This is a genomic window from Azospirillum oleiclasticum (assembly GCF_013423485.1).
Classification (GTDB): Bacteria; Pseudomonadota; Alphaproteobacteria; order Azospirillales; family Azospirillaceae; genus Azospirillum; species Azospirillum oleiclasticum.
In genome coordinates this window covers 42126-66114 of sequence record NZ_JABFFR010000011.1, presented here as the reverse complement: position 1 = coordinate 66114, position 23989 = coordinate 42126, and the positions used below count along the sequence as shown (strand labels likewise).

Here is a 23989-nt window from a genome sequence, read left to right as displayed (position 1 = left end):
TAACTACTTAGTTAAGTAGCATACCGAACACGCTGTCAAGCGATGACGCTGCGCCGCCGCACGCGATCAGGGAAGGAAGGGACCCCCACATGAGCCGCCTGGAACTCAGTTTGGCCGTCTGCGACTACGACCGCTGCCGGGCCGTCCTCGACGGCCGGGTGGCCGTGGACGGCTGCCGGATCATCCCGACCGCCATCGAGCCGGAGGAGGCGTTCCACCGCGCCTTCAAATTCCAGGAGTTCGACGTCACCGAGCTGTCGCTCAGCAGCCTGACGATGCTGACCTCGCGCGGCGAGTCCCCGTACGTGGCGATTCCCGCGTACGTGTCGCGGCTGTTCCGCCATTCCGGCATCTACATCCGCACCGACCGCGGCATCGACCGGCCGGAGGATCTGAAGGGCCGGGTCATCGGTCTGCCCGAATACCAGATCACGGCGACCGTCTGGATCCGCGGCATCCTGGAGGACGAATACGGGGTGGATGTGCGCTCGGTGAAATGGCGCCAGGGCGGGCTGGAGGAGGCCGGGCGCACCGAGCGTTCACGTCTCGACCTGCCGCCGGACATCGACCTCAAGCCGATCCCGTCCGACCGCACTTTGTCGGACATGCTGGCGGCCGGCGAGATCAATGCGATGATCTCCGCCCGCGCGCCGTCCTGCTTCCTCAAGGGGGTGCCGAACGTCGCCCGCCTGTTCCCGGATTACCGCGCCGCCGAGCAGGACTATTTCCGGCGCACCGGCATCTTCCCGATCATGCATGTGATGGGGGTGCGCCGGAGCATCTACGAGCGGCATCCCTGGGTCGCGGTCAACCTGCTGAAGGCCTTCATGGAGGCCAAGGCGGTCGCGATGTACGAGCTGGGGCAGATCGGCCATCTGTTCGCCAGCCTGCCCTGGTCGGTGTACGAGCGCGACCAGACGGTGGCGCTGATGGGCGAAGATTTCTGGAGTTACGGCTTCGCCGAGAACCGCAAGGTGCTCGACACCTTCCTGCGCTACCACCACGAGCAGGGGCTGTCGAAGCGGCTGGTGTCGGCGGAGGAGCTGTTCGCGCCGTCCACCCATGAGCTGACCCGGATCTGATCGGACCCTGATCTGATCGGACCCGGATCTGGGCGGACGCGTCCGGTCCGTCATGAAAACGCTGCGGTCCTGGAGCCGTCGCCGTGCGTGGCTCCAGGACCGCGGGCGCTTCGGTGACCTCAACGCTTCGCTTGAGCGGCCTGCCGGGCGGCGCGGTCGATCACGTCAGCGACGGCCTTGGGTTGCGTCAGGAAGACGACGTGGCTGCCCTTGACCTCGGTGGTGTCCGCCCCGATGCGGCGCGCCGTGCTGCGCAGAAGCTTCGGATCGATCGCGCCGTCCTCCGTCGCCACCACGAACCAGCTCGGCTTGGTCCGCCACGCCGCCTGCGTCACCTTGGCCGTGAAGGCCGACATCGCGATCGGCACCTGGGAGTCGCGCATGAAGGCCGCGTCGGCGTCGCTGGTGTCGGCGGCGAAACCTTCCTTGAACGTCGGACCGTTCACGAAGCCGAACCCATCCTTCTGCTCCTCGATGATGAAGCCCGGGGGCGGCGGGATCTGGGCGAACTGATCGGCCGTCGTTTCCCCGGAGTCGGGTGCCAGGGCCGCGACATAGACCAGACCGGCCACATCCGGACCCGATCCCGCCTCGGTGATCACGGTGCCGCCGTAGGAGTGGCCGACCAGGATGGCCGGGCCGTCCTGACGGCCGAGGACGCGGCGCGTGGCGGCCACGTCGTCGGCCAGCGAGGTGAGCGGGTTCTGGACGACGCTGACCCGGTAGCCACGGGCGGTGAGTTCGTCATAGACGCCCCGCCAGCCGGAGCCATCCGCGAAGGCGCCATGCACCAGCACGACGTTCCGGACGGCCTGCGCCGGAGCGGCGGGCGTCGCGGTCTGCGCCTGTGCGGCGCCGGCGATGCACGCCGCGGCGGCGATCGTGACGATGAAGCGGCTGATTTTGCCAGTCATGGGATGTCTCCTTCGGGATTTCGGGCCGAGTGCCGGTGAGGGCCGCCGCCGGGGCGGACGCGGCTCCAATGTGGCACTGGTGTATGTTGCGATAATGTTTACTGCGATAAGTAACGTCTTTACCCTGGCATCCGGAGGCGGTCAAGGGTAAAATTTATCGCGATAAGCATCCCCGCTTCGGCCGGATGCGAGGAGCCAGCCATGACCGCCAGACCGAGCCGCCCGCCGCCTCTCGAGGATCAGCTCTGCTACGCCGTCTATTCGGCCGGCATCGCCATCCAGCGCGCGTACAAGCCGCTGCTCGACGCGTTGGGGCTGACCTACCCGCAGTACCTCGCGCTCAACGTCCTGTGGCGCGAGGACGGTCAGACCGTCGGCGCCCTGGCCGAGCGGCTCGCCTTGGAGCCGAGCACGCTCACCCCGCTCATCAAGAGGCTGGAAGCCGCCGGGCTGGTGCGGCGGACCCGCAACCCCGACGACGAGCGCCAGGTGCTCGTGGCGCTGACCGACCAGGGACGTGCACTGGAGGCGAGGGCCGGTTGCCTTGGCGAGGCCCTGCTCGACGCGTCCGGCCAGTCTCCCGCGGATCTGGGAGACCTCAACCGGACGATCAAAGGGCTGCGGGATGCGATCTACGGCCGGATCGGACACCGAGGCCTCGGGCGCTCCTGAATTCCGGCACCCGGTCCCGCCGAGTGCCGTTTGCACGAGGCGGTTTGGATGGCGGAGCGGGAGCGCCGCGGGGCTAGACCGTCGGCACCGTGCCGCCGTCGATGACGTGTTCCGCGCCGTGGATGGCCGAGGCCCGCTCGGAGGCCAGGAAGGCGATGAGTTCCGCCACCTCCTCGGGCCGGGCCGGGCGGCCCAGGGGAATGCCACCGAGCGCATCGAGGATGCTCTGGCGTGCCGCCTCCAGAGTGCCTCCGGTGCTGGCGGCGATCCGTTCCATCAGGGCGTCGGCGGCCTCCGTGTGGATCCAGCCGGGAGAGACGACGTTGACCCGCAAGCCCTTGGGTCCGACCTCCTTCGACAGCGCCTTGCTGTAGGTCGTCAAGGCGGCCTTGGCCGCCGCGTAGGCGGTGGTGGAGTCGTGCAGCGGCAGCCGCCGCTGGATCGACGAGACGTGGACGACCACCCCTCCGCCCCGCGCGATCATCCCCGGCAGCAGGGCATGATCGAGCCTCACCGCCGCAAGCAGGTTGAGGTTGAGCTCGGCCTGCCAGTGATCGTCGGTCAGAGCGGCGAAGCCCCCGCCCGGCGAGGCGGAGCCCCCCAGCATGTGGACCAGCACGTCGACACCGCCGAGCTGCTCCGTGGCCGCGTCGGCGAGCCTCCGGATCCCCTCGGGCGTGGTCAGGTCGGCCTCGACGATCCGCACGTCCTCCAGGCCGTCGACGGTCTGGCGCGCAGCGGTCATCACCCGGGCGCCGCCCGCCACGAACCTTTGGACCGTTGCCCGGCCGGCGCCCTTGGTGCCGCCGGTGACGACGACGCGGCGCCCCGCGAATTCGACGGGGTCGATGCGGGCGGCCATCACGCGATCTCCAGGGCGGCGATCGCCCCGTCCTCCAGCGTGAACCGCAGGGTGAACCGGATGGGGCTGCCGCGGAACGTGCCGGCGGTCAGGCCGGCCACCACGACGCGGCCGTCCTCCTCGCGCCAGGTGTCGGGGGTGAAGACCGCCCGGTTGTCGATGGTCGCCGTGCGGATCCAGGCTTCGAGGTCGTCGTGCCCCTGATGACGCCCGCCATCATCGAGGACGACCGCGTCCGGGGCGAAGGCCGCGAGCATTCCCTGGGCATCGAGCCGGGCGTTCGCCGCGACATAGGCCGCGATCGGGGAGGGCAGATCCGTTATCATTCGCGTCTCTCCGGTGTTGGGTTGTGCCGGAGACACGCTGCACTTGAGCTTTCGAAATGACAAGAACGGACGGAAAAGTAAGGTACTCACCGGAAAGTAAGCGCGTGTCCCACACGCCTCACACGGCGGCCGAGAGCGTGCAGAACGTGATCCGGATCCTCGAGGGTCGGTGGAAGCTCGTGATCCTGTTCCAGCTGTTCGGCGGCCATGTGCGGCGCTTCTCCGATCTGGAGCGCGCCATTCCCGGCATTTCCCAGAAGATGCTGATCCAGCAGTTGCGCCAGCTCGAGAACGATGGAGTGGTCGGGCGCATCGTCCACCACCAGGTTCCGCCGAAGGTCGAGTACCACCTGACGGACTGGGGCCAGTCCCTGTGCCCGGCACTGGACGCCCTGCTGCTGTGGGCGGAAGGCGCACCCGCCGAGCTCCGCTCGCGACTGATCCAGGAAGCGCCGGGCGCTTCGGCGCCAGGGGCCGAGGCCGGCGACGTGTAGGTGGGGCCGGCCCCGGTCCACGGCCCGTGCCGATAGCGCGCTCAGACGCTCGACGCCATCCAGGCGGTGCCGCCCTGTTCGGCGGATCGCTGTTTTCCCGTCGCCACGTCGCGGTTGACGATCTCACCCTCCAGGTTGACGAAGTACTTCGCGGTGCGCGCGAGCTGGTCGGGGTGCAGGCCGTTGGCCCTCAGCTCCTCCCACATCTTTTCCATCTCGTGCGCCGGCCGGCCGAGGTAGGAGTCGGTGATGCCGTCCATCCGCTTTTGCTGGTCGGCCGTGACATACGGCATGTAACCGCGGTCGTTGACGGGCAGGGCGATCTGGTACGCCGGCGGATCCATCTTGCGGCCTTGCACGACCTTGTCCCGTTCGCGCTTGTAGGAGTCCAGCTCCTTCTGCATCCGCGCGATCTCTTCGGCCTCGCCCTGTTCGGCCGGCGCCGCCGTTGCGTCCTGCGCTTTGGAGACGTCCGACAGCAGGTCCGAGAAGTTGGTGGAGCCCGCTGGTTGGCCGGTGCCCGACGTCCGACCCTGTGGCGGCACGACGGCGGGCCCGATCGATGCAGGGTTTCCTACGACTTGCACGTACCACCTCCATTGCCGCTTTTGTGACGCTTGGTATTCGCAGGCGAACGGAAGCAACGGTCGTGCCAAGCCCTGCGGTGCCGACGAACGCCATTCCCGGCGCGCGGGGCGGCGACGCACGTCGCCTTTCACCCGGCAGCTTCTGCCGATGGGCACATGTCGCCAAGCGGAGCCCGCCCGTACCGCCGATGCCACGCCCCCCCGACAAGGCCGGCCGAGTCGGTCCACACTCGCGCTCCATCGTCTCGTCACGACAGAATGCGCGGCTGGTGGCGCTGCGACCGGTTGGGCAGCGGTGCACATGATCGACGGTCCAAAGAATATCATATGGGTTGTACTTATCCTCCGTCAGAAGGGCTTCTTCCCTTAAGCGCATCGATCCGCGGAAAGCTTCCGCATTGGTCGCAGACATGTAACAGATACTACCACTTAATTGCGATCTTGAGGAAATTGGCTCACCTTTGCCCCAACTGTCCTGGCCATCGTGGCGCCGGATCGCAATCGCAAGGGACAGGGATCAATGGCAACGACCTCCGGGACATCGACCATCACCGTGACCGCCAAGGGCACCGACAAGGCCCATTTCAAGCTGCTGGTCGACGGCAAGACGATCGGCGAGGGCACCACCGGTGGCTCGGCCAAGGACTTCGTGTTCAAGACGAATCTCGCGGCGAACCAGGCCCACAAGGTGCAGGTCCAGTTCGACAACGACCGGGTCCAGAACGGCGTCGACCGCAACCTGACGGTCGATAAGATCACCATCAACGGCAAGTCGGTCCTGCCGGGCGACGACAACGTCTCCTACGACCGCTACGCTCTGGACGGCCGCGATGTGCTCGACGGGCGGGCCCTGATGAAGTGGAACGGCACGCTGGTCGTCGATGCGGACAAGAGCTACTTCCCCGGAAGCGTCGCGACGACTCCCCCGGCACCGGACACCGATACGCCCGGCGTCCCCAAACCGACCGGTCCCGGCTTCTACGTGGCCAAGAACGGCAACGACAGCTGGTCCGGCAAGCTGGCCGCCCCCAACGCCGCCGGCACCGACGGGCCCTTCGCGTCCCTGGAGAAGGCCCAGGCCGCCATGCGGTCGAGCGACATCGACACGACCTATGTGCGCGGTGGCGACTATTACCAGAAGCACGTGCTGTGGCTGGACGGCCAGGACTCCGGCGTGACCTTCACCGGCTACGGCAACGAGAAGGCGGTGATCCACAGCGGCCCGCAGGCTTCGGTGTCGATCGGCCTCGGTGGTGCCAAGGACGTGACCATCGAAGGCCTGACCTTCACCGGCGGCCGTGCGGACGGACATTACGTCTTCGCCGACAAGGCCGCCGGCCTCGTCTTCGCGAACAACGTCGTGAAGGGCGGCGGCTACGGCATCACGGTGCAGAACAGCGCCAACAGCAAGGTCGTGGACAACCTGTTCGACCGCACCGGCGCCGAGTCCGTCTTCGTGAAGGCCGGGTCCAACGGCACGGTGGTGTCCGACAACCTCATCAAGCATCCGAACGCGGCCGACCGCGGCGACGCCGGGATCTGGATCAACGGCAGTTCCGACGTCAAGGTGACGCACAACCAGATCGAGAATTCGCCGGAGAAGGCCATCGCCGTCGGTTCGGTCGAAACCAATGGCAGCGACGCGACCTACCGCGCGACCATTGCCTACAACAAGGTGATCAACGCCAATCTGGAGTCCGACGACGGCGGCGGCATCTACCTGATCAGCCGTCAGCAGGATTTGACCGGTCACACGGTCATCAACAACGAGGTGACCGGCACGACGGCGGTCCATCCGTCGGGCGACGTCGCAAGCTGGGGGATCTACCTCGACGACTGGACCAGCGGCGCCACGGTGAAGGGCAACCTCGTCCATGGCAACATCGGCGGTGTGTTCCTGCACGGTGGCTGGAACAACAAGGTCACGGAGAACATCATCGCCGACAACAGCGGCGCCCAGATCGGCCTGCAGCAGGAGGTCGGCTGGGGAGGCTGGAAGGGCAAGGTGATGAGCGGCAACGACATCTCTGGCAACATCGTCGATGTCCGCGACGGCACTGCCGTGCACATCTACGGGCCGGCCGGTGTCGGGAACATCCACAACAACGTCTACAGCAAACTGGACGTGTCGAAGGATCTGTTCGACGTCTGGCCGCGGGTGATGTCGAGCGGCGCCACGGGAGACCTGTCGGACTGGCAGGCAGCGGGCTACGACAAGGGCTCCGTGAGGCTGGACCCGGGCTTCGTCAACCCGGGTGCGGAGGACTACAGTCTGGCGGCGCATTCGCCCGTCTACGCGCTGGGCTTCGACCACATCGCCTACGATGACATCGGGCTGCTGGGCTGACCGGCCCCGCAGGTCCCGACCGCGTGCCTTGAATGCGGACCGCCCGGCGGCGGGCGGTCCCATCACGCGCGTGTTCGTGAGCCTGTGATCGCACGGGAGCGGAGACGTTCACCTCGCGCCTTACCGGTGTCACGCGAGAGGAACTCCGGGTTGATCAGGCGGATCCTGGCATTATTTTTCATAATTCTGATTATCACACTTTTTTTGGTGTGGGCGGGGTGGATTCAAATTTGAAGTGCTGCTCTCGTTTGATATCAGTGGCTTACGACACGAGGGCCGCATGGGAACGCAGTATTCTCACATGGATATGGCCGAACATCGGTTGGGCCGGCACCGCTCGACGATCCATCGGGAGGCGGGAGCGGCTGTTCGAGACCTTGGCCCTGGTCCGCCGACGGCGTCGGCCGCGCTTCGGGCGTCGGCCGCGCTTCGGGCGCCGGCCGCGGCGTGGCCCCTTCCCGGCCGAGCGCACCATCGTCCGGCGGCCGGCGGAGGTCACCGACCGGGCGGTGTTCGGGCACTGGGAAGGTGACCGGATGATCGTCGCGCGCACGACCGGGAAGGACAACGTGACCACCCCGGTGGAGCGGCGGAGCCGCTATGTGATCCTGCTGGCCAATCCCGACCGGCGGTCGCCAAGGCCCAGTGGCGCCGGGACCAGGGCCGTGATCCTGGAGAACAGCCGTTCGAATTCGTCGGCGGTTCCACGCCAGGGGTCGGCGTTGGCGGCGAAGGCGGCGTCGATCTCCGCCCAGGCGGCGGGTGCCAGCCGGTCGGAAAGGAGCGGCAGCAATTGGCGCTCCTCCATTTCGATGTGGGTCCAGCTGAACGCGACATAACGTTCGGCGGCAGCGCAGAAGCTTTCCTGGGCCGCTGCCCCGACGGCCTGGAAATGGATCAGGCTCATGGCGAGTTGGAGGACATGCTCCCGCCCGCGGTGATGCTGGTGCTCCAGCTCGTCGATGATTGGCACCGCGTCCGGGCAGGCCGCCCGGATATGGGGAAAGAAGACCCCGTCCTCCTTGGGATGGTGGACCTCCTCCGGAACGCGCACGATGTAGTCGATCATGGCGGCGAGCAGCCGGAAGTCCGGTGGCCGGCGGCCGTCGCGCAGATCGGCGATGGTGGCTTCCAGAGCGCGGAGCACCGCGGCCAGCGCGCGATGCTCGTTGCGGATGATGTCGATCGCCTTCATGCGCTTGTCCCGTCATCGAGTTCCACCGCGCCGACGCCCAGCCACCGGTCGAGCAACGCCGGCTCGTCGATCAACCGGCGGCTGTCGCCGGAATAGACGACGCGTCCCCGTTCCAGGATCATGGCGTCGCGCGTCAGCGGCAGGATCTGGTGGGCGTGCTGCTCGACGAGGATCACCGCCAGCCCGTCCCGCTCGATCATGCGCTGGATGATCCGGAACAGCTCCTGGACGATCAGCGGCGCCAGCCCCTCCATCGGCTCGTCCAGCAGCAGCACCTTGGGGTCCAGCATCAGCGCCCGCGCGATGGCCAGCATCTGCTGCTCGCCGCCCGAGAGCTGGTTGCCCATGTTGGAACGCCGTTCCATCAGGCGCGGGAACAGGTCGTAGACCCGGTCCAGCGTCCAGGCACCGCCGGTGGCGATGGCCGTCAGGTTCTCCTCCACGGTCAGCGACGGGAAGATGTCGCGCTCCTGCGGCACCCACCCCAGCCCCGCGAGCGCCCGGCGGTGGGTGGGGACGGCGGTCAGGTCGCGCCCCGCCAGCCGGATGCGCCCGCCATGGCGCCTCGTCAGACCTATCAGGCTGGTCAGCAGGGTCGTCTTGCCCATGCCGTTGCGACCGAGCAGCGCCAGGCTGCCGCCCTGGTCGAGACGGAACGAGACGTCGTCGAGGACGCGCGCGTCGCCGTAGCCGGCGCTGAGCTTCTCGACCTCCAACAGAGCTTCAGACATGCTGGGCCGTCCCGAGATAGACTTCCTTGACCAGCGGGTGGCTGGCGACGCGGGCCGGCGTGTCCTCGACCAGCAGCGCCCCGCCGACCAGCACGGACACGCGGTCGGCGAAGCGGAACACCAGATCCATGTCGTGCTCGATGAGCAGGATCGTGGTGTCGGCCGAGAAATCCGCCAGGGTGGCGAACAGCTCGCGGCTCTCCCGCGTCGGGATTCCCGCGGCCGGCTCGTCGAGCAGCAGAATTCGCGGACGGGAGGCGAGCGCCAGCGCGATCTCGATGATGCGCTGCTTGCCGTAGGCGAGATCGCGCGTCCGGCTGTGGGCCGCGTCGGCGATCCTCAGCCCCTCGATCAGCTGCGCCGCCTCGTCCATGACGGCGCCGTAGGAGGCGAGCGGCTTCCAGAACCGCCGCCCCAGCCCCTGGCGCTCTGCCACCGCCATGGCGACCGATTCCAGCACCGTCATGTCGGCGAACAGACGGTTGATCTGGAAGGTCCGCGTCAGGCCGCGCCGAACCCGTTCGTGCTGGCCGAGCCGGGTGACGTCCTGGCCGTCGATGTGGACGGTCCCCGAGGTCGGCCGGAACAGGCCCGACAGGAGGTTGACCAGCGTCGTCTTCCCCGCCCCGTTCGGGCCGATCACCGCGTGCCGGCTGCCCGCCGCGATGCGGAGATCGACGGCGTTGGTGGCGACGAAGGATCCGAAGGCCTTGCACAGGCCGCGTGTTTCCAGCGCCGGTGCGGTCATCGGGATGCCCCCCGGCCCAGGATCAGATTGCGGATCAGGTCGCGGATGCGGGCAGCCGCACCCAGCGCGCCGTCGCGGGCGAAGAGGACCACGACGATGAAGATCAGCCCGATCCAGAACTGCCAGAATTCCGGGTCGATGTCGGCCAGCAGGTGGTGGATGGACATGTAGGCGACCGCCCCCACAAGCGCCCCGTAGAGGTGGCCGGCCCCGCCGAGGATCAGGATCAGCAGCACCTCGGCCGAGCGGTCGAAGCCCAGCACGTTGATCGACACGAATTGGGTGGTCTGCGTCAGCAGGGCACCGGCCACGCCGGCATAGGCCGCCGCCAGGGTCCAGACGACCGCCAGCCGCCGATTGACCGGCACGCCGAGCGCCGGCATGCGGGCGGCGTTCAACCGGATGCCGCGCAGCGACACGCCGAAAGGGCTGCGAACAACGCGGCGCGCCATCCAGAACAGAAGGAGCAGCACCACCACCGCGTAGACATAGGCCGTGCGTCCGTAGAGATCGAAGCTCCACATCCCGAACAGCGGCGTGTTCTCCACCCCCGGCAGGCCGTCGACGCCGCCGGTGACCTCCGTGGCCTTGTTGGCAGCCTCGTACAGCATGGCGTTGATGCCGACCGAGACCATGAGCTGGCTGAGCCCGGACCCGCGCAGCATCAGCGGGCTGGTGAGCGCACCCGCCAGGGCCGCGGCGGCGGCGGCCGCCACCAGCCCCAGCAGCGGATCGCCGATCCCGAGATAGGCCGGCAGCATGCCCGCCGCGTAGGCGCCGACACCAAAGAAGGCCGCGTGCCCCAGCGTGACCATGCCGGCCACGCCCAGCACCAGATCCAGCGACAGCGCGAACAGCGCGGTGATGGCGATCTGCGTCAGCAGCGGCAGATTCTCGGGAAAGGCGAACCAGCCGATCACCGGCAGCGTCCAGAACAGGAGCTCGGCCGGTTTCCAGGCACCGGCCCCGCGCAGCGCGGCGGGAGCGGCCATCGGGGAGACGACGCCGGTCATGGCGACGGCCTCCCGAACAGGCCCTGCGGCCGGACGATCAGCATCACCACCATGACCGTGTAGATGATGAAGGAGCCGACCTGAGGGACGTAGTATTTTCCGGCGACGTCGAAGATGCCGATCAGCACCGACGCCACCAGCGACCCCTCGAAGCTCCCGGAACCGCCGACCACCACGACGATCAGGAAATAGACGAGGTAGCGGAGCGGGAAGCTGGGATCGAGGCCCAGCAGTTCCACCCCCACGGCCCCGCCCAGACCGGCCAGCGCCGAGCCAATGGCGAAGGCGACGACGAACACCCGGTCGACGTCGATGCCCAGCCCGCGCGCCACCGCCGGCCGGTCGACCGCCGCGCGCAGCCGGGCGCCGAAGCGCGTGACGCCGACCGCGCGGTGCAGCGTGACGGCGACCACCAGGCCCAACACGATTAGAAAGGCCCGGTACACCCCGATCTCGATCCAGGGAAGCTGGACCTGGCCCTGCAGCCAGCCGGGCAGCCGGATCGGCTGCGGCTGGGGACCGAACAGCCAGCGCGCGAGCGCCATGGAGACGAAGATCAGCCCGATCGAGAACAGCACCTGATCGAGCTGGCCGGCACCGTAGAGGCGCCGGTAGACCAGCCGTTCGAGCGCCACGCCGGCCGCCGCCGCCGACAGCGTCGCCATCAGCACGGCCACCGGAAAGGGGATGCCGTACCGGTCGAGCGCCACGACGCAGACATAGCCGCCGAGCATCGCGAAGGCGCCGTGCGCAAGGTTGATGATGCCCATCAGCCCGAGCGTCACCGAAAGCCCCGAGCTGATCAGGAACAGCAGCATGCCCGAGGCGATGCCGTCGAAAAGGATGGTCATGGCGCACCTGTTGACCCGTGCCGCGGGGAGAGGCGCGCAAGGCGCCCCCGCCCGCCGGAACGGCGGTTACGGCTTGCCCGGATCGCGGACGCGGTCGAAGCGGTCGAACTCCACATTCGCCAGCTCGCCGTTCACCCGCTCGGTGCGGCGGATGTAGACGGTCTGGACGATGTCGCGCGTCTCGGCGTCGATCTCGATGGGGCCGCGCGGGCTCTCGAACGCCAGGCCCTTCAGCGCCTCCATGATCTTCGCGCCGTCCAGGTCGCCGCCGGTCTTGCGCAGCGCCAGATCCAGCGCCGCCATCCCGTCATAGGCGGCCACCGCGAAGTAGCTCGGCACCAGATCGTTGCCGGCCAGCGCCTTGGCCGCGGCGAAGAACGCCTTGTTCTTCTCCGACTCGTGCACCCGCGAATAGTGGTGGCTGGTGATCAGCCCCAGCGCCACGTCGCCGGTCGCCGCCAGATAGCTGTCGTCGGTCGCCTCGCCGGTGGCGATGAGCTTGATGCCCGCCTCCTGCAACCCGCGCTCCGCCGCGGTCTTCAGGAAGGCCGGCGGCAGGACGCCGGAGGGGAAGAAGAAGAAGACGGCTTCCGGCTTCTCGTCCTTGATGCGCTGGACATAGGCGGAGAAGTCGGGGTTGGACAGCGGCGTGCGCACCTTGCCCACGATGGTCCCGCCGGCGGCCACGAAGGCCTTCTCGAAGGCGGTCTCGGAATCCTTGCCGGGGCCGTAGTCGGCGACCACCGTGTAGACCTTCTTGATGCCCTGCTTGGCCGCCCAGCGCGCCATCGGGTCGGACACCTGCTCGACCGTGAAGGACACCCGCGCCACATAGGGCGAGTTGGTGGTGATGGCCGACGACGAGGCGTTCATCACGATGGCGGGGATCTTCGCCTCCTTGGCGATGGCGCCCACCGCGAAGGCGTTCGGGCTGAAATCGAGCCCGGCGAAGACGTTCACCTTGTCCTTGACGACCAGCTCCTGGGCCAGCCGTTTGGCGAGATCGGGGGCGGCGCCCGGCGCGTCCTTGCGCACGATCTCCACCGGCCGCCCGGCCAGCTTGCCGTCATGCTCCTTCAGGTACAGGGCGATGCCGGTGTCGAACTGCCGCCCGTAATCCGCGTAGGGGCCGGAATAGGAGGCGATGACGCCGATCTTCACGGGCTTCTCGTCGGCCCACGCCGCCGATGACACGCCGAACGCGACGAAGGCCGCGGCGACGATGCGCGCTGAACGTCCCATAGACACCCTCTCCTGTTTCGCTCCGATCCGGGATGGACGCGGGCTTTGTTCGTTCGAAAGGCCGCGGTCGGTGCCGCCCCCCGCAGGGTCGCCCCCTAGCGGGACGCGGCGCGGCAGAAACTCTCAAGGTCGATCCCGGCGTCGCCGGCCTGATGCGCAGCAAGCTCCGTGCCATGCGCCAGGAGCTTGCGCGCGGTCATGTGGTCCCGGATCGCTCCGACGGAATCGACCGCCACGAGGCGCCTGTCGCGGAAGTGGAAGAGCGAGAACTTCCCGCTTTCCGGGTCGCCGCGCAGAACGATCTCGTCATCCGGGCTGCCATGCCCCACCATCTGGAACTTGGCGTCGTACTGGTCGGACCAGAACCAGGGCTGGACGAGATGCAGGGTCGGGGTCCCGGCGAGGGTGGCGCCGGCGGCGCGTGCCTGCTCCGTGGCGTTCTGCACCGATTGGATGCGGATCAGTCCGCCACCCGGCTGCGACCCTTCCAGGTCGAGACGCGCCGTGCAGTCGCCCGCGGCGGCGATGGACGGGTCGCTGGTCATGCCGTGCGCGTCGACGACGATGCCGCGGTCGGTGCGCAAGCCCGCGTCGCGCGCCAGCTCGTCGTTCGCGTCCACCCCCACCCCGACGACGACGAGGTCGCCGGCGATCTCGTCCCCGCTGCCGAGATGTACGCCGCACACCCGCCCGGCGTCGCCCAGGATGGCGGCCACCGTGGCGCCGAGCCGCACATCGACGCCGTGCCGCCGGTGGAGCGCCAGCGTCCAGTCCGACAGCAGGGGCGGGAAGCAGCGCTTCAGCAGCCGGTCGAGCGGCTCGACCACCACGACCTCGAGCCCGAGGGTGCGCAGGGAGGCGGCCACCTCCAGCCCGATGAAGCCGCCGCCGATCACCACCGCCCGGCGCGCCGTCGCCGCCGCGGCTGCCAGGGCGTCGGCATCGCCCATATCCCGCAGGTGATGGATGCCGGCCAGATTCTGGCCGGACACGGACAGCCGGCGCACCCGCGCGCCCGTCGTCAGCGCCAATTTGGTGTATGCGAGACGGCGGCCGTCGGCCAGCACGACCTCCCGCGCGGCGCGGTTGATGGCGACCGCCCGCTCGCCCAGCCGCAGCTCGATGGCGGCCCGCCGGAACGCCGCCTCCGCGCGCAGCAGCATCGCGGGCGGCGCCATCTTTCCCTGCAGATACGCCTTCGACAGGGGCGGACGCTGGTAGGGCATCCGCGCCTCCTCCCCCAGCATCACGACCTCACCGGCGAAGCCGTGGTCGCGGGCGGAGAAGGCGAGCTGCGTTCCCGCGTAGGAGGCGCCGACGACGACCAGCCGCCCGGTCATCGCTCAGACCTGCCGCTCGGGAACACGGACCACCAGACCCTTCAGGCCCGGCGCGGCCAGAAGCTGGCAGCCCAGCCGGCTGTTGGGCCGCCGCTCCGCCGCGACGCCGTCGAGCAGCCCGTTCTCGTCCTCGCCCATCGGCGGCAGCTCCCCGGCCTCCAGCGATTCCACGTAGACATGGCAGGTGGCGCAGGACAGGCAGCCGCCGCACTCGCCGTCGATGCCCCTGACGTCGTTGAGGATCGCGCCCTGCATGACCGACATGCCCTCGGCGATGTCGACGACCTCCCTCGATCCGTCCCGCAGAATGAATGTCACGTCCGTCATGGAAGAGGCGTCCTTGTGGTCTGGTGAGTGGCGGGCGGTCAGAAGAGATCGAAATATTCGCGGTGCTCCCACTCCGACACCTCGGATTCGAAGCGGCGGATTTCCGCCTCCTTGATGCGCGCGTAGTAATCGACGAACCCCTCGCCGAAGCCCTCGGCCAGTACGGGATCGGCGCGCAGCGCGGCGACCGCCTCCCCCAGCGTGCGCGGCAGGACGGGGCCCGGCGCCTCGTAGGGAACATCGGCGGCCGGACCGGGATCGAGCCGCCGCCGAAGCCCGTCCAGGCCGGAGACCGCCTGCGACGCCAGATACAGGTACGGGTTGGCCGCCGGCTCGCCGACGCGGTTCTCCAGCCGGGTGGCCGGGTCCCCTGCCCCGCCGATCATGCGGATCATGGCGCCCCGGTTGTCGCGCGCCCACACCACGCGATCGGGCGCCAGCGAATAGGCGCGGTAGCGCTTGTAGGCGTTGATGGTGGGGGCGGCCATCACCGCGGCACCCGGCGCGTGCGCCAGCAGCCCGGCCAGATAGTGGCGGCCGATGGCCGACAGGTCGCCCTCCCCCGCCTCCGGAACGAACAGGTTGCGGCCGTCCGGCCCGGTCAGCGACTGGTGCAGGTGCCAGCCGCTGGACGCGGCGTTGGGCATCCGGGGCCGGCACATGAAGGTGGCGTGCAACCCGTGGCGCCGGGCGATCTCCTTCATCGCCGTGCGGAACAGCACCATGTTGTCGGCGGTGTCGATGCCCTGGGTCGGGGCGAAGGTGAACTCGAACTGGCTCGGCCCGAACTCCACCTCCATCGACGCCAGGGGCAGCCCGAGGGCGAGCAGCTGCCGGCGGAAGATCTCCATCACCGGCTCGACCGCGTCGTAGGTGACTTCGGTCAGATATTGGGCGCCGGTGGACAGCAGGCCGAACTCCGGCGGCATGCCCGGCTGTCCCGACTGGTCGGGCCGGATGTTGCGGTCGGGAACGCGGAACAGGTGGAATTCCACCTCCAGTCCGGCGGTGAGCGACACCCCCTCGGCGGCGAGGCCCCCGAGCGCCCGGCGCGCCACCCGCCGCGAGCAGAAGGATACCGGCGTGCCGTCGGGGAAGTGCAGGTCGCACAGAATCCAGGCGTTGTTCGGCGCCCAGGGCAGCGCCCGCCAAGTGGACGGGTCCGGCACCAGCAGCAGGTCGGAGGCGCCCTGCATCTGCGGCATGTCGAAACCGCCGCCCGTGGTGAAGACAGGGAAGACGGTGCGGTGCGAGGTGTCCTTGGCGATCAGCGTGGTCGTCAGGCTGACGCCGCGCCGGAGGGCCTTGGACGCAGCGGCGCCGACGAGCGCCTTGCCCCGGAGCACGCCATGCTGGTCGGCGAAAAGGAAGCGGACGACCTCGATGCGGCCGGCGTCGATCTCCGCGACCAGCCGCAGCGCCGCCTGTTCCTGCTCCGCGCTCCACGGGCCGGGACGGTCAACCGGATCGGCCATGGTCACGCCTCGACCTTGCCGCCCCAGGGGGCGTCGGCGCGGCGCTTGGCATCGCCCTCGCGCCAGTAGCGCTCGACGTCGCCGGAGCGGTCGACACCGTCGTAGCTGACCGGGCCGCGCATCGCGGGTGCCTCCTCCGGGGTGAGGCACATCAGCGGCCGTTCGCCCTTCTCCACCCGCTCCAGCTCGCGGGACAGCATGCGGCGGTAGGCGATGATGCCCTTGTCGCTGGTGCCGAGATGCTCGCGGGTGCGGTCCTGGATCGGACCCTGCGATTCACAGGCCCACTGGTCGTGGATGTTGATGTCGAACCCCATGCCCAGGAAGGTCGCGGCCTTCTGCTCGTCCGGGTCGTAGCCCCAGCTGTTGGAGCGGTTGCGGATCGGGCGGTAATCCGGCTCCGGGTAGGTGGCGAGGCGCTGCTCGCGCATCGTCGCCTTGTCGATGGGGCCGGTGAAGCTGGTGAAGATGGTGAACCAGAAATTGTTGTGGTCATCCACCGGCACATGCCACTGCGAGATCGTCACCTCCGGGCTCATGGGGATCACGAAGGCCTGCGGGAAGACGATGTTGGTGACGCGCACATGGGTCTGCGCCTCGTCGATGCGGCGCAGGGTGGTCAGGCGCAGCCCGTGGTCCACCGGGGTGACGCCGATCTCCGGCCGGTCGTACTCGCGCAGCACGCGGGTGATCGGCAGGTCGGTGTCGAAGGTGGTCGAGCGGAACTGCTTGCCGTAGCTGGCCTCCGGGTCCTCGTCCTCGAAGAAGCGGTGCAGGAACGAGGCGTGCGCGGGGTCCATGCCGACCTCCAGCGACTGGAGCCAGTTGCACTCCCACAGCCCCTTGAAGGCGAAGGTGTGGGAGTCCGGTGCGGCGAAGCAGTCCAGCTCCGGGAAGGCCGGCGGCGTGCCCGGCCCGATGTAGGCGAAGACGACGCCGGAGCGGACCTCGGTGGGGTAGGCCTTCTGCCGCACCTTCTTGCACAGCGTGCTGCCGACCGGCTCCGCCGGGGTTTCCAGGCAGTTGCCGTCGGCGTCGAACAGCCAGCCGTGGAACGGGCAGCGCAGCCCACCATGCTCCAGCCGGCCGAAGGACAGGTCGGCGTTGCGGTGCGGGCAATCGCGGTCGAGCATGCCGTAACGTCCGGCCGCGTCCCGGAAGAGAACGAAGTTCTCGCCAAGAAGCCGCACCGCCTTCACCTGGCGCTTGCCCGCGAACTCATCGACCAGGGCCACCGGCTGCCAGTACCGCCGCAGGAGCGTGCCGCAGGGCGTGCCGGGTCCGACACGGGTGTAGAGGTCGTTCTGCTTCTGACTGATCACGGCGGTCTCCCGAAACCTGCGGCGGACGGCCCTTGGGGCCGGGTTGTCTGCGCTCGACGCTGCGGCATGCAGAGTTCCACGCATTGCATGCAGTGTCAACGGGGAATGGCGGGCCGGTCGATGAAAACCAACGCCGGGCCGTGGCCGGAACCAAGCGCCCTTCCAAAATCATTCGGGATTTCAGCGATCTATGTGATTTGCCGGCAGGGTTTCGGGATGGTTTGCATACCTAAGCATCGGTCATCGTGACCCAATTGCATGCAGCGTGATTATCACGGTGGCAACCGCGGTGGAATGCGCTACTGTGATCGCAAAAAAGGCCCCAGGTGGAGCGTCATGCGGTCTCAACAGTCCCGGATTCTCGTGCAGCTGCGCGATCTCATCCTGAAGGGGGAGTTCGCGCCGGGCGAGCGGCTTGCGGAAATCCCCATCGCCGAGCGGCTGGGCGCCTCCCGCACGCCGGTGCGGCTGGCCTTCGCGACGCTGGAGCAGGAGGGGCTGGTCGAATCATCGCCCAGCGGCGGCTACGTCATGCGCAGCTTCACCCGCAAGGAGCTGGACGACGCGATCGTCGTGCGTGGCGTGCTCGAAGGCACGGCGGCGCGGCTTCTCGCCGAGATCGGAATGACCCGCCCGATGTCCGACGAGCTGCACGACTGCTTGGCCCAAGGCGACAAGGCGCTGGCGGAGCCGGAACTGACCATCGACGGCTACGCCGATTACGTCGATATGAACGACCGCTTCCACAAGCTGATCATCGAGTTCGCCGGCAACGACGCCCTGGCCCGCGCGATCGAGGTGAACGACCGCCTGCCCTTCGCGTCGGCCAGCGCCACGCTGCCCATGCACACCTCGACCGGCGACGGCCGGCGATGGCTCCAGATCACCCACTATCAGCACCACGTCATCCTGCAGGCGATCGAGAAGCGGGAGGGTGCGCGGGCGCAGGCGGTGGCGATGGAGCACATCGAGATCGCGCGCATGAACCTGCGCAGCGCCTTCGAGCGCTCGCAGGACTACTCGGACATCATGCCCGCCATCCGGCTGATCCGGCGCTGATCAGGTCGATCCGGCGCGCGTCTGACCGTGCCGATGCACTTCCTCGTCGATGCGGATCGCACCGCAGGCGGCCAGCCGTTCGAGCTCGCCGTCGGACAGGCCCAACAGGTCCCCCAGAATCACCGCGGTGTCCGCACCCAGCCGCCGCGGCGGTTCCGCGGATTCGCGAACCGGCGTCCGGGACAGACGGTGCGGGCTCCGCAAGAGCGGCGGCCGGCCGTCTCCGCGCTGCACCACGCCCCGGGCCTCGGCTTCCGGCGCGGTCAACGCTTCCAGCACGCCGCGCGGCCGACCGGACGGAATGTCATGCTTCCGCAGCCGCAACAGCCAGTCCTCGGCCGGACGGGCGGCCAGCAGCCCGTCGAGCAGCGGTTCCAGCACATCCCGGTTGCGCACGCGGCGGTCGTTGGTGACGAACCGCTCGTCCGACACCAGGTCCGGCCGCTCCAGCACGCCGACGCACAGCGCCCGGTACTGACGCTCGTTGCCGCAGGCGATGACGATGGGCCCGTCGGCGGCCTGGAAGACGCGGTAAGGCACGATGTTGGGGTGGGCGTTGCCGTAGCGCGCCGCCTCCCGCCCGGTGATCAGGGCGCCCTGGCCGACATTGCCCAGAACCGCCATCTGCGCCTCCAGCAGCGCCATGTCGATGTGCTGGCCCAGCCCGTCACGCCCGCGGGCGTAGAGGGCCGCCAGGATGGACTGGCCGAGGGTGAGGCCGGTGATGATGTCGCTGATCGGCAGGCCGACCTTCTGCGGCCCGCCGTCGCGCTCGCCGGTGATCGCCATCAGCCCGCTTTCGGCCTGGATGACGAAGTCGTAGCCGGGCTCCGCCGCGCGCGGGCCGGTGCGGCCGTAGCCGGACACGCTGGCGTAGATCAGCCGCGGGTTGAGCGCCCGCAGCGCCTCCACCCCCAGCCCCATGCGCTCCAGCGTGCCCAGCCGCTGGTTCTCGATCAGCACGTCGGCACGTTCGGCAAGCCGGCGGACAAGGGCGACCCCGTCGGGGGATTTGAGGTTGACGGCGACCGACCGCTTGTTGCGGTTGAAGGCCAGATAATAGGCCGCCTCGTCCCCGAAATAGGGGGGGCCCCAGCCGCGCGTGTCGTCGCCGCCATCGGGATTCTCGATCTTGACCACGGTGGCACCGAGATCGCCCAGCGTCTGCGCGGCCAGCGGGCCGGCGAGCACCCGCGACAGGTCGAGCACCAGCACGCCGTCAAGGGGCGGAGGGGCCGTTTCGGGCAACGTCTCAGCCATCGACCGCCTCCCCCGACGAGCGCCGCGCCGTCCCGTGCCGGCGCAGGCGCCAGAGCAGGACATCCAGATGGTCCTGGCCGAAGAACGGCTCGCCCTCGAACACGAAGGTCGGGACGCCCCAGTGCCCGGCGGCGCGCAGGGCCGCCTCGTTGGCCTGCAGCTCGGCCTCGCAGCCGTCGCGGTCGTCGTCCACCATGGCCTGCAGGCGGTCATGGTCGAGACCGGCCGCCGCCGCCGCGCGGGCGAGATGGTCCCCCTGGTCCCAGCCGACGACGGTGCCGTCCCACAGCATGCTGCCGACATGGTCGATGTAGGCCAGACCCCGGCCCATCCGGCAGGCGGCGATGCCGAGATGGGTCAGGTTCTGGATGTAGGGCTGCTCCGCCGCGATGACGTTGGTCTGCGGATCCTGGATGATCGGGTCGGGCCGCGGACGGGCGAAGGGAAGCCCCAGATAGTCGGCGGTGCGCTTGGTGTCGAGGAACAGGTAGGGGCGCCAGAGCGGGTCCATCCGGACGAAATGGTCCGGCGTGCGCACCGCCAGGGGGCGGACCGGCCGGATCACCGCGGTCACGTCCCACTCCTCCACCAGCCGCACCAGCCGCTTGGTGACCAGATAGCTGTAAGGGCTGCGGAAGGACCAAAATACGTCGAAACTCAAGCTCATAGCGTGCTACTCCAGGGGCCGGTGCCGGCCGGGGATGATGGATGGGGACGGCGGGCGCCGACGACCGGGCGATGCAGCGGGTTCAACCATGCTCACGGATTCGATCGACATCCGCCAATTGCGGTACTTCATCGCGGTCGCCGAGGCGCGCAGCTTCACCCGCGCCGCCCAGGTGCTGAATGTGGCGCAGCCCGCGCTCAGCAATCAGGTCCGACGGCTGGAGGAAGCCCTCAACTGTCAGTTGCTGCGCCGGACCGGCCGCGGTGCGGAACTGACGGCGGACGGCCAGCTCGTGCTTGCCCGCGCGCAGGACGTGCTGGCGGCCATGGCCCGCCTGCGCGACGGGCTGCGGCCGGAAGAGACGGCGGGGGCGATCACCCTCGGCCTGCCGATGACGGTCAGCCCGATCCTCTCCCACGTGCTGATGTCCCGGATCGGCGAGCGCGCGCCACGGATCTCCCTGAGGCTGGCCGAGGGCATGAGCGTCTTCCTGGCCGAATGGCTGGCCGAGGGGCGGCTGGACGCGGCCATCCTGTTCGGCAACCAGCACCACCCGCGGATCATCGCCCGGCCGATCACGGTGGAACCGCTGTGCCTCGTCGGCCCGCGCGACGCCTTCCCGCCGGGAACCGAGGTGCCGGTCGCCCGCCTGGCCGACTACCCGCTGATCCTGCCGTCGCGGCAGAACGCTCTTCATCAGATCATCCTCCAGGCGGCTCTGGTGCAGGGGGTCGACCTCACCATCCGCTACGAGCTGGACGTGGTCGGCGAGATCCTTCACGGCGTGCTGCGGCGCGACGGCTTCGCGATCCTGGCGCCCATCGCCTTCGCCGCGGCGCTCGAACGTGACGACATCTCCTTCGCCCGGCTCGTTGATCCCGAGGTTCAGCGGGTCTGGGCCTGGGCGGAGCGGGCCGGTGCCGCGGGCGGGGCCGCCCTTGCCCGCGTGCGCGACATGGCGGTCGAGCTGTTGCAGCAGCGCACGCGGGAAAGCATGACCCTCGCCGGGCTTGCCAAGCCCTGACGCGGCGGCCCGGCCGATGGTCCCACCCTCGTGAGTCACATCTCCGCGGAACTCACCCGCCGCACGGTGCCGTCGGCGGTGTCGAGCGTCACCAGCGTCGGCAGCCAGGTCACGGTGACCGGCTGGCCGTAACGGGTCTCCAGGTCCTTGACGAAGTCGTCCGTGAAGAAGGCCTCGGCGCTGGCACGGTCGCGGAACAGGTAGACGCCGCCACCGTGGTTGTCCTCCGTGCGGTAGTAGTATTTGCGCTCCAGCCCCGGCACCGCCTGGTAGCGGGGCACGCTGTCGACGAACCTCGCGGTCAGCGTGTCGACGTCGAGGCCGGCGGGCAGGGGGAAGCGGGAGATGACGGTGATCATGATTGCGGTCCTTCGCGGTCGGATCGGGGTGGCGGCGGCGCGCGATCGAGCAGCAGGCCGATCGGCAGCATTTTGGGGATGGTGATCTCGGCCAGCGGGCCGACGAGCGTGCGGAGCCGGGCGCGTTCCGCCGGGGTGGCGGCCGGGCGTGGCAGCCCGGCGGCCGCGTCGCCGGCCCAGCCGAGCGCCCGGTCGCGCAGCCCGGCGAGGGCCGGGGCGGCGTCGAGCAGCGGCGGGTGCACGGCGATCGCGTCGAGCAGCGCCGGCCAGTGGGCGAGATGCCGCCACAGGCTGGCCGTCTCCACCGGCTCGGGCGCATCCCCCAGCCGGTTGAGGGTGGCGATCCGCCGGTGCAGCGGCGACCCGGGGTCGGGGAACGGGGGCATCGCCACCACCACCGCCACCGGCGGCAGCCAGCGGTCCAGCGGCGCGGTGGCGGCGGCGCCGCCGCTCCGGAGGTCGTCGACGAGGACCAGCCGGGTTGCGATCAGGTTGCGCGCGTTGTTGACGAGATAGCCGCGGACCAGCGCCCGCACCGCCGGCCACCCGGCCTCGTCCACGCCCCCGAGGGGATGGACGAGGCCGGCCGGCGCCGCCGGGAGGGCGGCGTCCAGCCGGTCCAGCAACCCGCCGGCCAAGGCGTCCAGCGTCCCGTCCGCGTAATGGGGCCGCAGGGCGGACCACACCCGGTCGAGAAGTACGTCCTCCGCCGCCAGCCGGCGGAAGACGAGGTTGACGATGGGATTGCCCGTGGTGGCCCGGATGTCGTCGTAGACGGCGGCGATGGCCGGCGGCGCCAGCCCGTCGTCGGGAATTTCCGGCGGCAGCGGCCGGGGCGTGGCTTCAGCGCCGGCCGACGGCATGGTCCAGCACCCGTTCGAGGATGGGCAGGCGGTCCTGCCCCCAGGTCATGTAGTCGCCGATCACGAAGACGGGCGCCGCGTACTGCTGGTGCTGCGCCAGCTCCTCCCGGTGGCGGTCGGCCCAGCCGAGATCGGCGGACGGATCGGCGTGCCGCATGGCGGCGGCAGGATCGAGCCCGGCCCGTCCGCACATCCGCGCGAGGTCGTCGTCGCGCGCGGTGTCGAGCCCGTCGGCCCACACGCCGCGCATCACCGACAGGATGTACGCCTCCCCCTTGCCCGTACGCATCGCGTGGGGGACGATCGCCATGGCCCGGCGCAGCCCGTCGCCGAAGGGATCGGTGAAGCGGCCGAAGCGCACACCGTGCCGCAGCCCCTCCCGCGCGCAGTCGAAGCGGAAATACCCCGCCTTCTCCGCCGGGATGGCGAAGCCGGCCATCTTCATGGGGATGATCAGCCGCGGATCGACGCGCACCCGGTAGCGGCGGGCGAGCGCGAAGGCGCGGTCGGCGGCGATGTAGGCGTAGGGGCTGCGGAAGGAGCAGTAGTAGCGCAGCACAGCGGTGCCGTCCGCGTCCCGCTCGGGCCCGCCCACATCCGGCAGCTCGGGATCGTCACGCAGCGGAAGGCAGCCGGGCACGCCGGTCGGCCGCCGGTGCCCGAGCGCGATGAGCGCCTGTTCCAGGTGGTACAGCCGGTCGATCCCCCAGTACCAGCCACCCTCGAACAGGATCATCCCCGAGTGGTAATGGCCGAGGCGCCGCTGCGCCCGCCCGGCCTCGGCCAGCATCGCGTCGGCCTCCTCCGGCGTCGGCAGGGCACGGCTCTTGCAGAGGTCGGCGACCGCGGCGGCGTCACCCGCAAACAGCGCCTGCCCGAGCGCCAGGGCGCAGTCCAGATAGCTGCGCGGGTCGGGCTGGGCGAGCAGCATCCGGGTGGCGAGCGCCACGCTGCCGGCGTCGGGCGCCACCGGCCGCCGCGGGAAGACGAGCGGATGGTGGCGGGCGAGATCCACCGCGTCGCGCAGGCCGTTCGCCATCAGCATGGCCGGGCGCGGCACATGGTCCGGCCCCGCCAACGGGACGGTCACGAAGCGGAAGGCGACGGAATGGATCTCCGACAGCCGTGGCAGCGCCTGGAGCAGCAGCAGGCTCCACGGGTCGTCGGCCCGGTGGAAGACGGTGAGAAGGGCCGGGTCACGGGTCGCGTGCATGGCGGGCCTGGATCGT

General features: G+C 69.4%; 25 protein-coding genes. 6 read left to right on the top strand and 19 right to left on the bottom strand.

The annotated features are described in order from the left end of the window. Positions 1-89 precede the first annotated feature (89 nt). The gene (locus tag HL658_RS14160) at positions 90-1082 is read left to right on the top strand and encodes a substrate-binding domain-containing protein (RefSeq protein ID WP_180282742.1); all 993 of its coding nucleotides are present in this window, start codon (positions 90-92) and stop codon (positions 1080-1082) included. Positions 1083-1201: 119 nt separating this feature from the next. Here HL658_RS14160 and HL658_RS14155 read toward each other — a convergent pair whose 3' ends face one another. Beyond that, on the bottom strand, positions 1202-1996 hold the full coding sequence (locus tag HL658_RS14155; RefSeq protein WP_180282741.1) for an alpha/beta fold hydrolase: 795 nt from the start codon (positions 1994-1996) through the stop codon (positions 1202-1204). A 201-nt stretch (positions 1997-2197) separates the two neighbouring features. On the opposite strand from HL658_RS14155, the gene HL658_RS14150 reads away from it, so the two are divergent. Beyond that, positions 2198-2668: a MarR family winged helix-turn-helix transcriptional regulator gene (locus tag HL658_RS14150; protein ID WP_180282740.1), complete on the top strand. Its 471-nt coding sequence runs from the start codon at positions 2198-2200 to the stop codon at positions 2666-2668. Between the two features lie 73 nt (positions 2669-2741). Here the strand turns inward: HL658_RS14150 and HL658_RS14145 are convergent, their stop codons facing one another. Both HL658_RS14145 and HL658_RS14140 read right to left on the bottom strand, forming a co-directional pair. Beyond that, positions 2742-3530: an SDR family oxidoreductase gene (locus HL658_RS14145; protein WP_180282739.1), complete on the bottom strand. Its 789-nt coding sequence runs from the start codon at positions 3528-3530 to the stop codon at positions 2742-2744. Further along, positions 3530-3856 (bottom strand): nuclear transport factor 2 family protein, encoded by a 327-nt coding sequence (locus HL658_RS14140; RefSeq protein WP_180282738.1) that lies wholly within the window; start codon positions 3854-3856, stop codon positions 3530-3532. Before HL658_RS14140 ends, HL658_RS14145 begins: the two co-directional genes overlap by 1 nt. Before the next feature lie 104 nt (positions 3857-3960). Here HL658_RS14140 and HL658_RS14135 point away from each other — a divergent pair, with 104 nt between their 5' ends. Beyond that, the gene (locus HL658_RS14135; RefSeq protein WP_425485338.1) at positions 3961-4350 is read left to right on the top strand and encodes a winged helix-turn-helix transcriptional regulator; all 390 of its coding nucleotides are present in this window, start codon (positions 3961-3963) and stop codon (positions 4348-4350) included. A 41-nt stretch (positions 4351-4391) separates the two neighbouring features. Here the strand turns inward: HL658_RS14135 and HL658_RS14130 are convergent, their stop codons facing one another. Continuing rightward, positions 4392-5069: a hypothetical protein gene (locus tag HL658_RS14130; protein WP_343055104.1), complete on the bottom strand. Its 678-nt coding sequence runs from the start codon at positions 5067-5069 to the stop codon at positions 4392-4394. A 388-nt stretch (positions 5070-5457) separates the two neighbouring features. Here HL658_RS14130 and HL658_RS14125 point away from each other — a divergent pair, with 388 nt between their 5' ends. Continuing rightward, positions 5458-7284 carry a right-handed parallel beta-helix repeat-containing protein gene (locus tag HL658_RS14125; RefSeq protein ID WP_180282736.1) on the top strand — a complete coding sequence of 609 codons (1827 nt, stop codon included), beginning with the start codon at positions 5458-5460 and terminating at the stop codon, positions 7282-7284. Positions 7285-7882: 598 nt separating this feature from the next. Here HL658_RS14125 and HL658_RS14120 read toward each other — a convergent pair. The 10 genes from HL658_RS14120 to HL658_RS14075 all read right to left on the bottom strand — a co-directional run bounded on the left by HL658_RS14120 (position 7883) and on the right by HL658_RS14075 (position 17528). Then, positions 7883-8479: a hemerythrin domain-containing protein gene (locus tag HL658_RS14120; RefSeq protein ID WP_180282735.1), complete on the bottom strand. Its 597-nt coding sequence runs from the start codon at positions 8477-8479 to the stop codon at positions 7883-7885. Beyond that, the gene (locus tag HL658_RS14115) at positions 8476-9210 is read right to left on the bottom strand and encodes an ABC transporter ATP-binding protein (RefSeq protein ID WP_180282734.1); all 735 of its coding nucleotides are present in this window, start codon (positions 9208-9210) and stop codon (positions 8476-8478) included. The genes HL658_RS14120 and HL658_RS14115 overlap by 4 nt, the downstream gene beginning before the upstream one ends. Beyond that, positions 9203-9958, bottom strand: coding sequence for an ABC transporter ATP-binding protein (locus HL658_RS14110; RefSeq protein ID WP_180282733.1), 756 nt, complete (start codon positions 9956-9958; stop codon positions 9203-9205). Before HL658_RS14110 ends, HL658_RS14115 begins: the two co-directional genes overlap by 8 nt. Further along, positions 9955-10971 (bottom strand): branched-chain amino acid ABC transporter permease, encoded by a 1017-nt coding sequence (locus HL658_RS14105; RefSeq protein ID WP_180282732.1) that lies wholly within the window; start codon positions 10969-10971, stop codon positions 9955-9957. Before HL658_RS14105 ends, HL658_RS14110 begins: the two co-directional genes overlap by 4 nt. After that, positions 10968-11822: a branched-chain amino acid ABC transporter permease gene (locus HL658_RS14100; protein WP_180282731.1), complete on the bottom strand. Its 855-nt coding sequence runs from the start codon at positions 11820-11822 to the stop codon at positions 10968-10970. Before HL658_RS14100 ends, HL658_RS14105 begins: the two co-directional genes overlap by 4 nt. A gap of 66 nt (positions 11823-11888) precedes the next feature. Further along, a complete protein-coding gene (locus HL658_RS14095; protein ID WP_180282730.1) occupies positions 11889-13064 on the bottom strand; it encodes an ABC transporter substrate-binding protein in 1176 nt (391 codons plus the stop codon). Positions 13065-13159: 95 nt separating this feature from the next. Then, entirely contained in the window at positions 13160-14404 is a 1245-nt protein-coding gene (locus HL658_RS14090; protein WP_180282729.1) for an NAD(P)/FAD-dependent oxidoreductase, read from the bottom strand. Positions 14405-14407: 3 nt separating this feature from the next. Then, complete coding sequence (locus HL658_RS14085) at positions 14408-14731, bottom strand: 2Fe-2S iron-sulfur cluster-binding protein (RefSeq protein ID WP_180282728.1); 324 nt, start codon at positions 14729-14731, stop codon at positions 14408-14410. A 38-nt stretch (positions 14732-14769) separates the two neighbouring features. Then, entirely contained in the window at positions 14770-16206 is a 1437-nt protein-coding gene (locus HL658_RS14080; protein WP_180282727.1) for a glutamine synthetase family protein, read from the bottom strand. A 2-nt stretch (positions 16207-16208) separates the two neighbouring features. Continuing rightward, positions 16209-17528 (bottom strand): Rieske 2Fe-2S domain-containing protein, encoded by a 1320-nt coding sequence (locus HL658_RS14075; protein WP_180282726.1) that lies wholly within the window; start codon positions 17526-17528, stop codon positions 16209-16211. A gap of 336 nt (positions 17529-17864) precedes the next feature. Between HL658_RS14075 and HL658_RS14070 the strand changes: the two genes are divergently transcribed. Then, positions 17865-18587, top strand: coding sequence for a GntR family transcriptional regulator (locus HL658_RS14070; RefSeq protein ID WP_180282725.1), 723 nt, complete (start codon positions 17865-17867; stop codon positions 18585-18587). Here the strand turns inward: HL658_RS14070 and HL658_RS14065 are convergent, their stop codons facing one another. Beyond that, positions 18588-19847, bottom strand: a complete 1260-nt coding sequence (locus tag HL658_RS14065) for a CaiB/BaiF CoA transferase family protein (protein WP_180282724.1) — start codon at positions 19845-19847, stop codon at positions 18588-18590. Continuing rightward, complete coding sequence (locus tag HL658_RS14060) at positions 19840-20514, bottom strand: 2-hydroxychromene-2-carboxylate isomerase (protein ID WP_180282723.1); 675 nt, start codon at positions 20512-20514, stop codon at positions 19840-19842. Before HL658_RS14060 ends, HL658_RS14065 begins: the two co-directional genes overlap by 8 nt. 88 nt (positions 20515-20602) lie before the next feature. Between HL658_RS14060 and HL658_RS14055 the strand changes: the two genes are divergently transcribed. Then, on the top strand, positions 20603-21538 hold the full coding sequence (locus HL658_RS14055; protein WP_180282722.1) for a LysR family transcriptional regulator: 936 nt from the start codon (positions 20603-20605) through the stop codon (positions 21536-21538). Between the two features lie 35 nt (positions 21539-21573). Here the strand turns inward: HL658_RS14055 and HL658_RS14050 are convergent, their stop codons facing one another. Genes HL658_RS14050 through HL658_RS14040 form a run of 3 tightly spaced genes read right to left on the bottom strand, consistent with a single transcriptional unit; the run spans position 21574 to position 23973 of the window. Then, on the bottom strand, positions 21574-21897 hold the full coding sequence (locus HL658_RS14050; RefSeq protein ID WP_180282721.1) for a YdhR family protein: 324 nt from the start codon (positions 21895-21897) through the stop codon (positions 21574-21576). Continuing rightward, entirely contained in the window at positions 21894-22760 is an 867-nt protein-coding gene (locus tag HL658_RS14045; protein WP_180282720.1) for a hypothetical protein, read from the bottom strand. Before HL658_RS14045 ends, HL658_RS14050 begins: the two co-directional genes overlap by 4 nt. Next, entirely contained in the window at positions 22741-23973 is a 1233-nt protein-coding gene (locus tag HL658_RS14040) for a DsbA family protein (protein ID WP_180282719.1), read from the bottom strand. The genes HL658_RS14045 and HL658_RS14040 overlap by 20 nt, the downstream gene beginning before the upstream one ends. Positions 23974-23989 lie beyond the last annotated feature (16 nt).

Bases quoted from the DNA above. Each gene is read 5' to 3' on its own strand.
- HL658_RS14065 (WP_180282724.1), bottom strand. From the start codon at position 19,847: ATGGCTGAGACGTTGCCCGAAACGGCCCCTCCGCCCCTTGACGGCGTG.
- HL658_RS14095 (WP_180282730.1), bottom strand. From the start codon at position 13,064: ATGGGACGTTCAGCGCGCATCGTCGCCGCGGCCTTCGTCGCGTTCGGC.
- HL658_RS14060 (WP_180282723.1), bottom strand. From the start codon at position 20,514: ATGAGCTTGAGTTTCGACGTATTTTGGTCCTTCCGCAGCCCTTACAGC.
- HL658_RS14045 (WP_180282720.1), bottom strand. From the start codon at position 22,760: ATGCCGTCGGCCGGCGCTGAAGCCACGCCCCGGCCGCTGCCGCCGGAA.
- HL658_RS14140 (WP_180282738.1), bottom strand. From the start codon at position 3,856: ATGATAACGGATCTGCCCTCCCCGATCGCGGCCTATGTCGCGGCGAAC.
- HL658_RS14080 (WP_180282727.1), bottom strand. From the start codon at position 16,206: ATGGCCGATCCGGTTGACCGTCCCGGCCCGTGGAGCGCGGAGCAGGAA.
- HL658_RS14160 (WP_180282742.1), top strand. From the start codon at position 90: ATGAGCCGCCTGGAACTCAGTTTGGCCGTCTGCGACTACGACCGCTGC.
- HL658_RS14150 (WP_180282740.1), top strand. From the start codon at position 2,198: ATGACCGCCAGACCGAGCCGCCCGCCGCCTCTCGAGGATCAGCTCTGC.
- HL658_RS14055 (WP_180282722.1), top strand. From the start codon at position 20,603: ATGCTCACGGATTCGATCGACATCCGCCAATTGCGGTACTTCATCGCG.
- HL658_RS14050 (WP_180282721.1), bottom strand. From the start codon at position 21,897: ATGATCACCGTCATCTCCCGCTTCCCCCTGCCCGCCGGCCTCGACGTC.
- HL658_RS14115 (WP_180282734.1), bottom strand. From the start codon at position 9,210: ATGTCTGAAGCTCTGTTGGAGGTCGAGAAGCTCAGCGCCGGCTACGGC.
- HL658_RS14120 (WP_180282735.1), bottom strand. From the start codon at position 8,479: ATGAAGGCGATCGACATCATCCGCAACGAGCATCGCGCGCTGGCCGCG.
- HL658_RS14125 (WP_180282736.1), top strand. From the start codon at position 5,458: ATGGCAACGACCTCCGGGACATCGACCATCACCGTGACCGCCAAGGGC.
- HL658_RS14040 (WP_180282719.1), bottom strand. From the start codon at position 23,973: ATGCACGCGACCCGTGACCCGGCCCTTCTCACCGTCTTCCACCGGGCC.
- HL658_RS14145 (WP_180282739.1), bottom strand. From the start codon at position 3,530: ATGGCCGCCCGCATCGACCCCGTCGAATTCGCGGGGCGCCGCGTCGTC.
- HL658_RS14085 (WP_180282728.1), bottom strand. From the start codon at position 14,731: ATGACGGACGTGACATTCATTCTGCGGGACGGATCGAGGGAGGTCGTC.
- HL658_RS14110 (WP_180282733.1), bottom strand. From the start codon at position 9,958: ATGACCGCACCGGCGCTGGAAACACGCGGCCTGTGCAAGGCCTTCGGA.
- HL658_RS14070 (WP_180282725.1), top strand. From the start codon at position 17,865: ATGCGGTCTCAACAGTCCCGGATTCTCGTGCAGCTGCGCGATCTCATC.
- HL658_RS14105 (WP_180282732.1), bottom strand. From the start codon at position 10,971: ATGACCGGCGTCGTCTCCCCGATGGCCGCTCCCGCCGCGCTGCGCGGG.
- HL658_RS14090 (WP_180282729.1), bottom strand. From the start codon at position 14,404: ATGACCGGGCGGCTGGTCGTCGTCGGCGCCTCCTACGCGGGAACGCAG.
- HL658_RS14155 (WP_180282741.1), bottom strand. From the start codon at position 1,996: ATGACTGGCAAAATCAGCCGCTTCATCGTCACGATCGCCGCCGCGGCG.
- HL658_RS14100 (WP_180282731.1), bottom strand. From the start codon at position 11,822: ATGACCATCCTTTTCGACGGCATCGCCTCGGGCATGCTGCTGTTCCTG.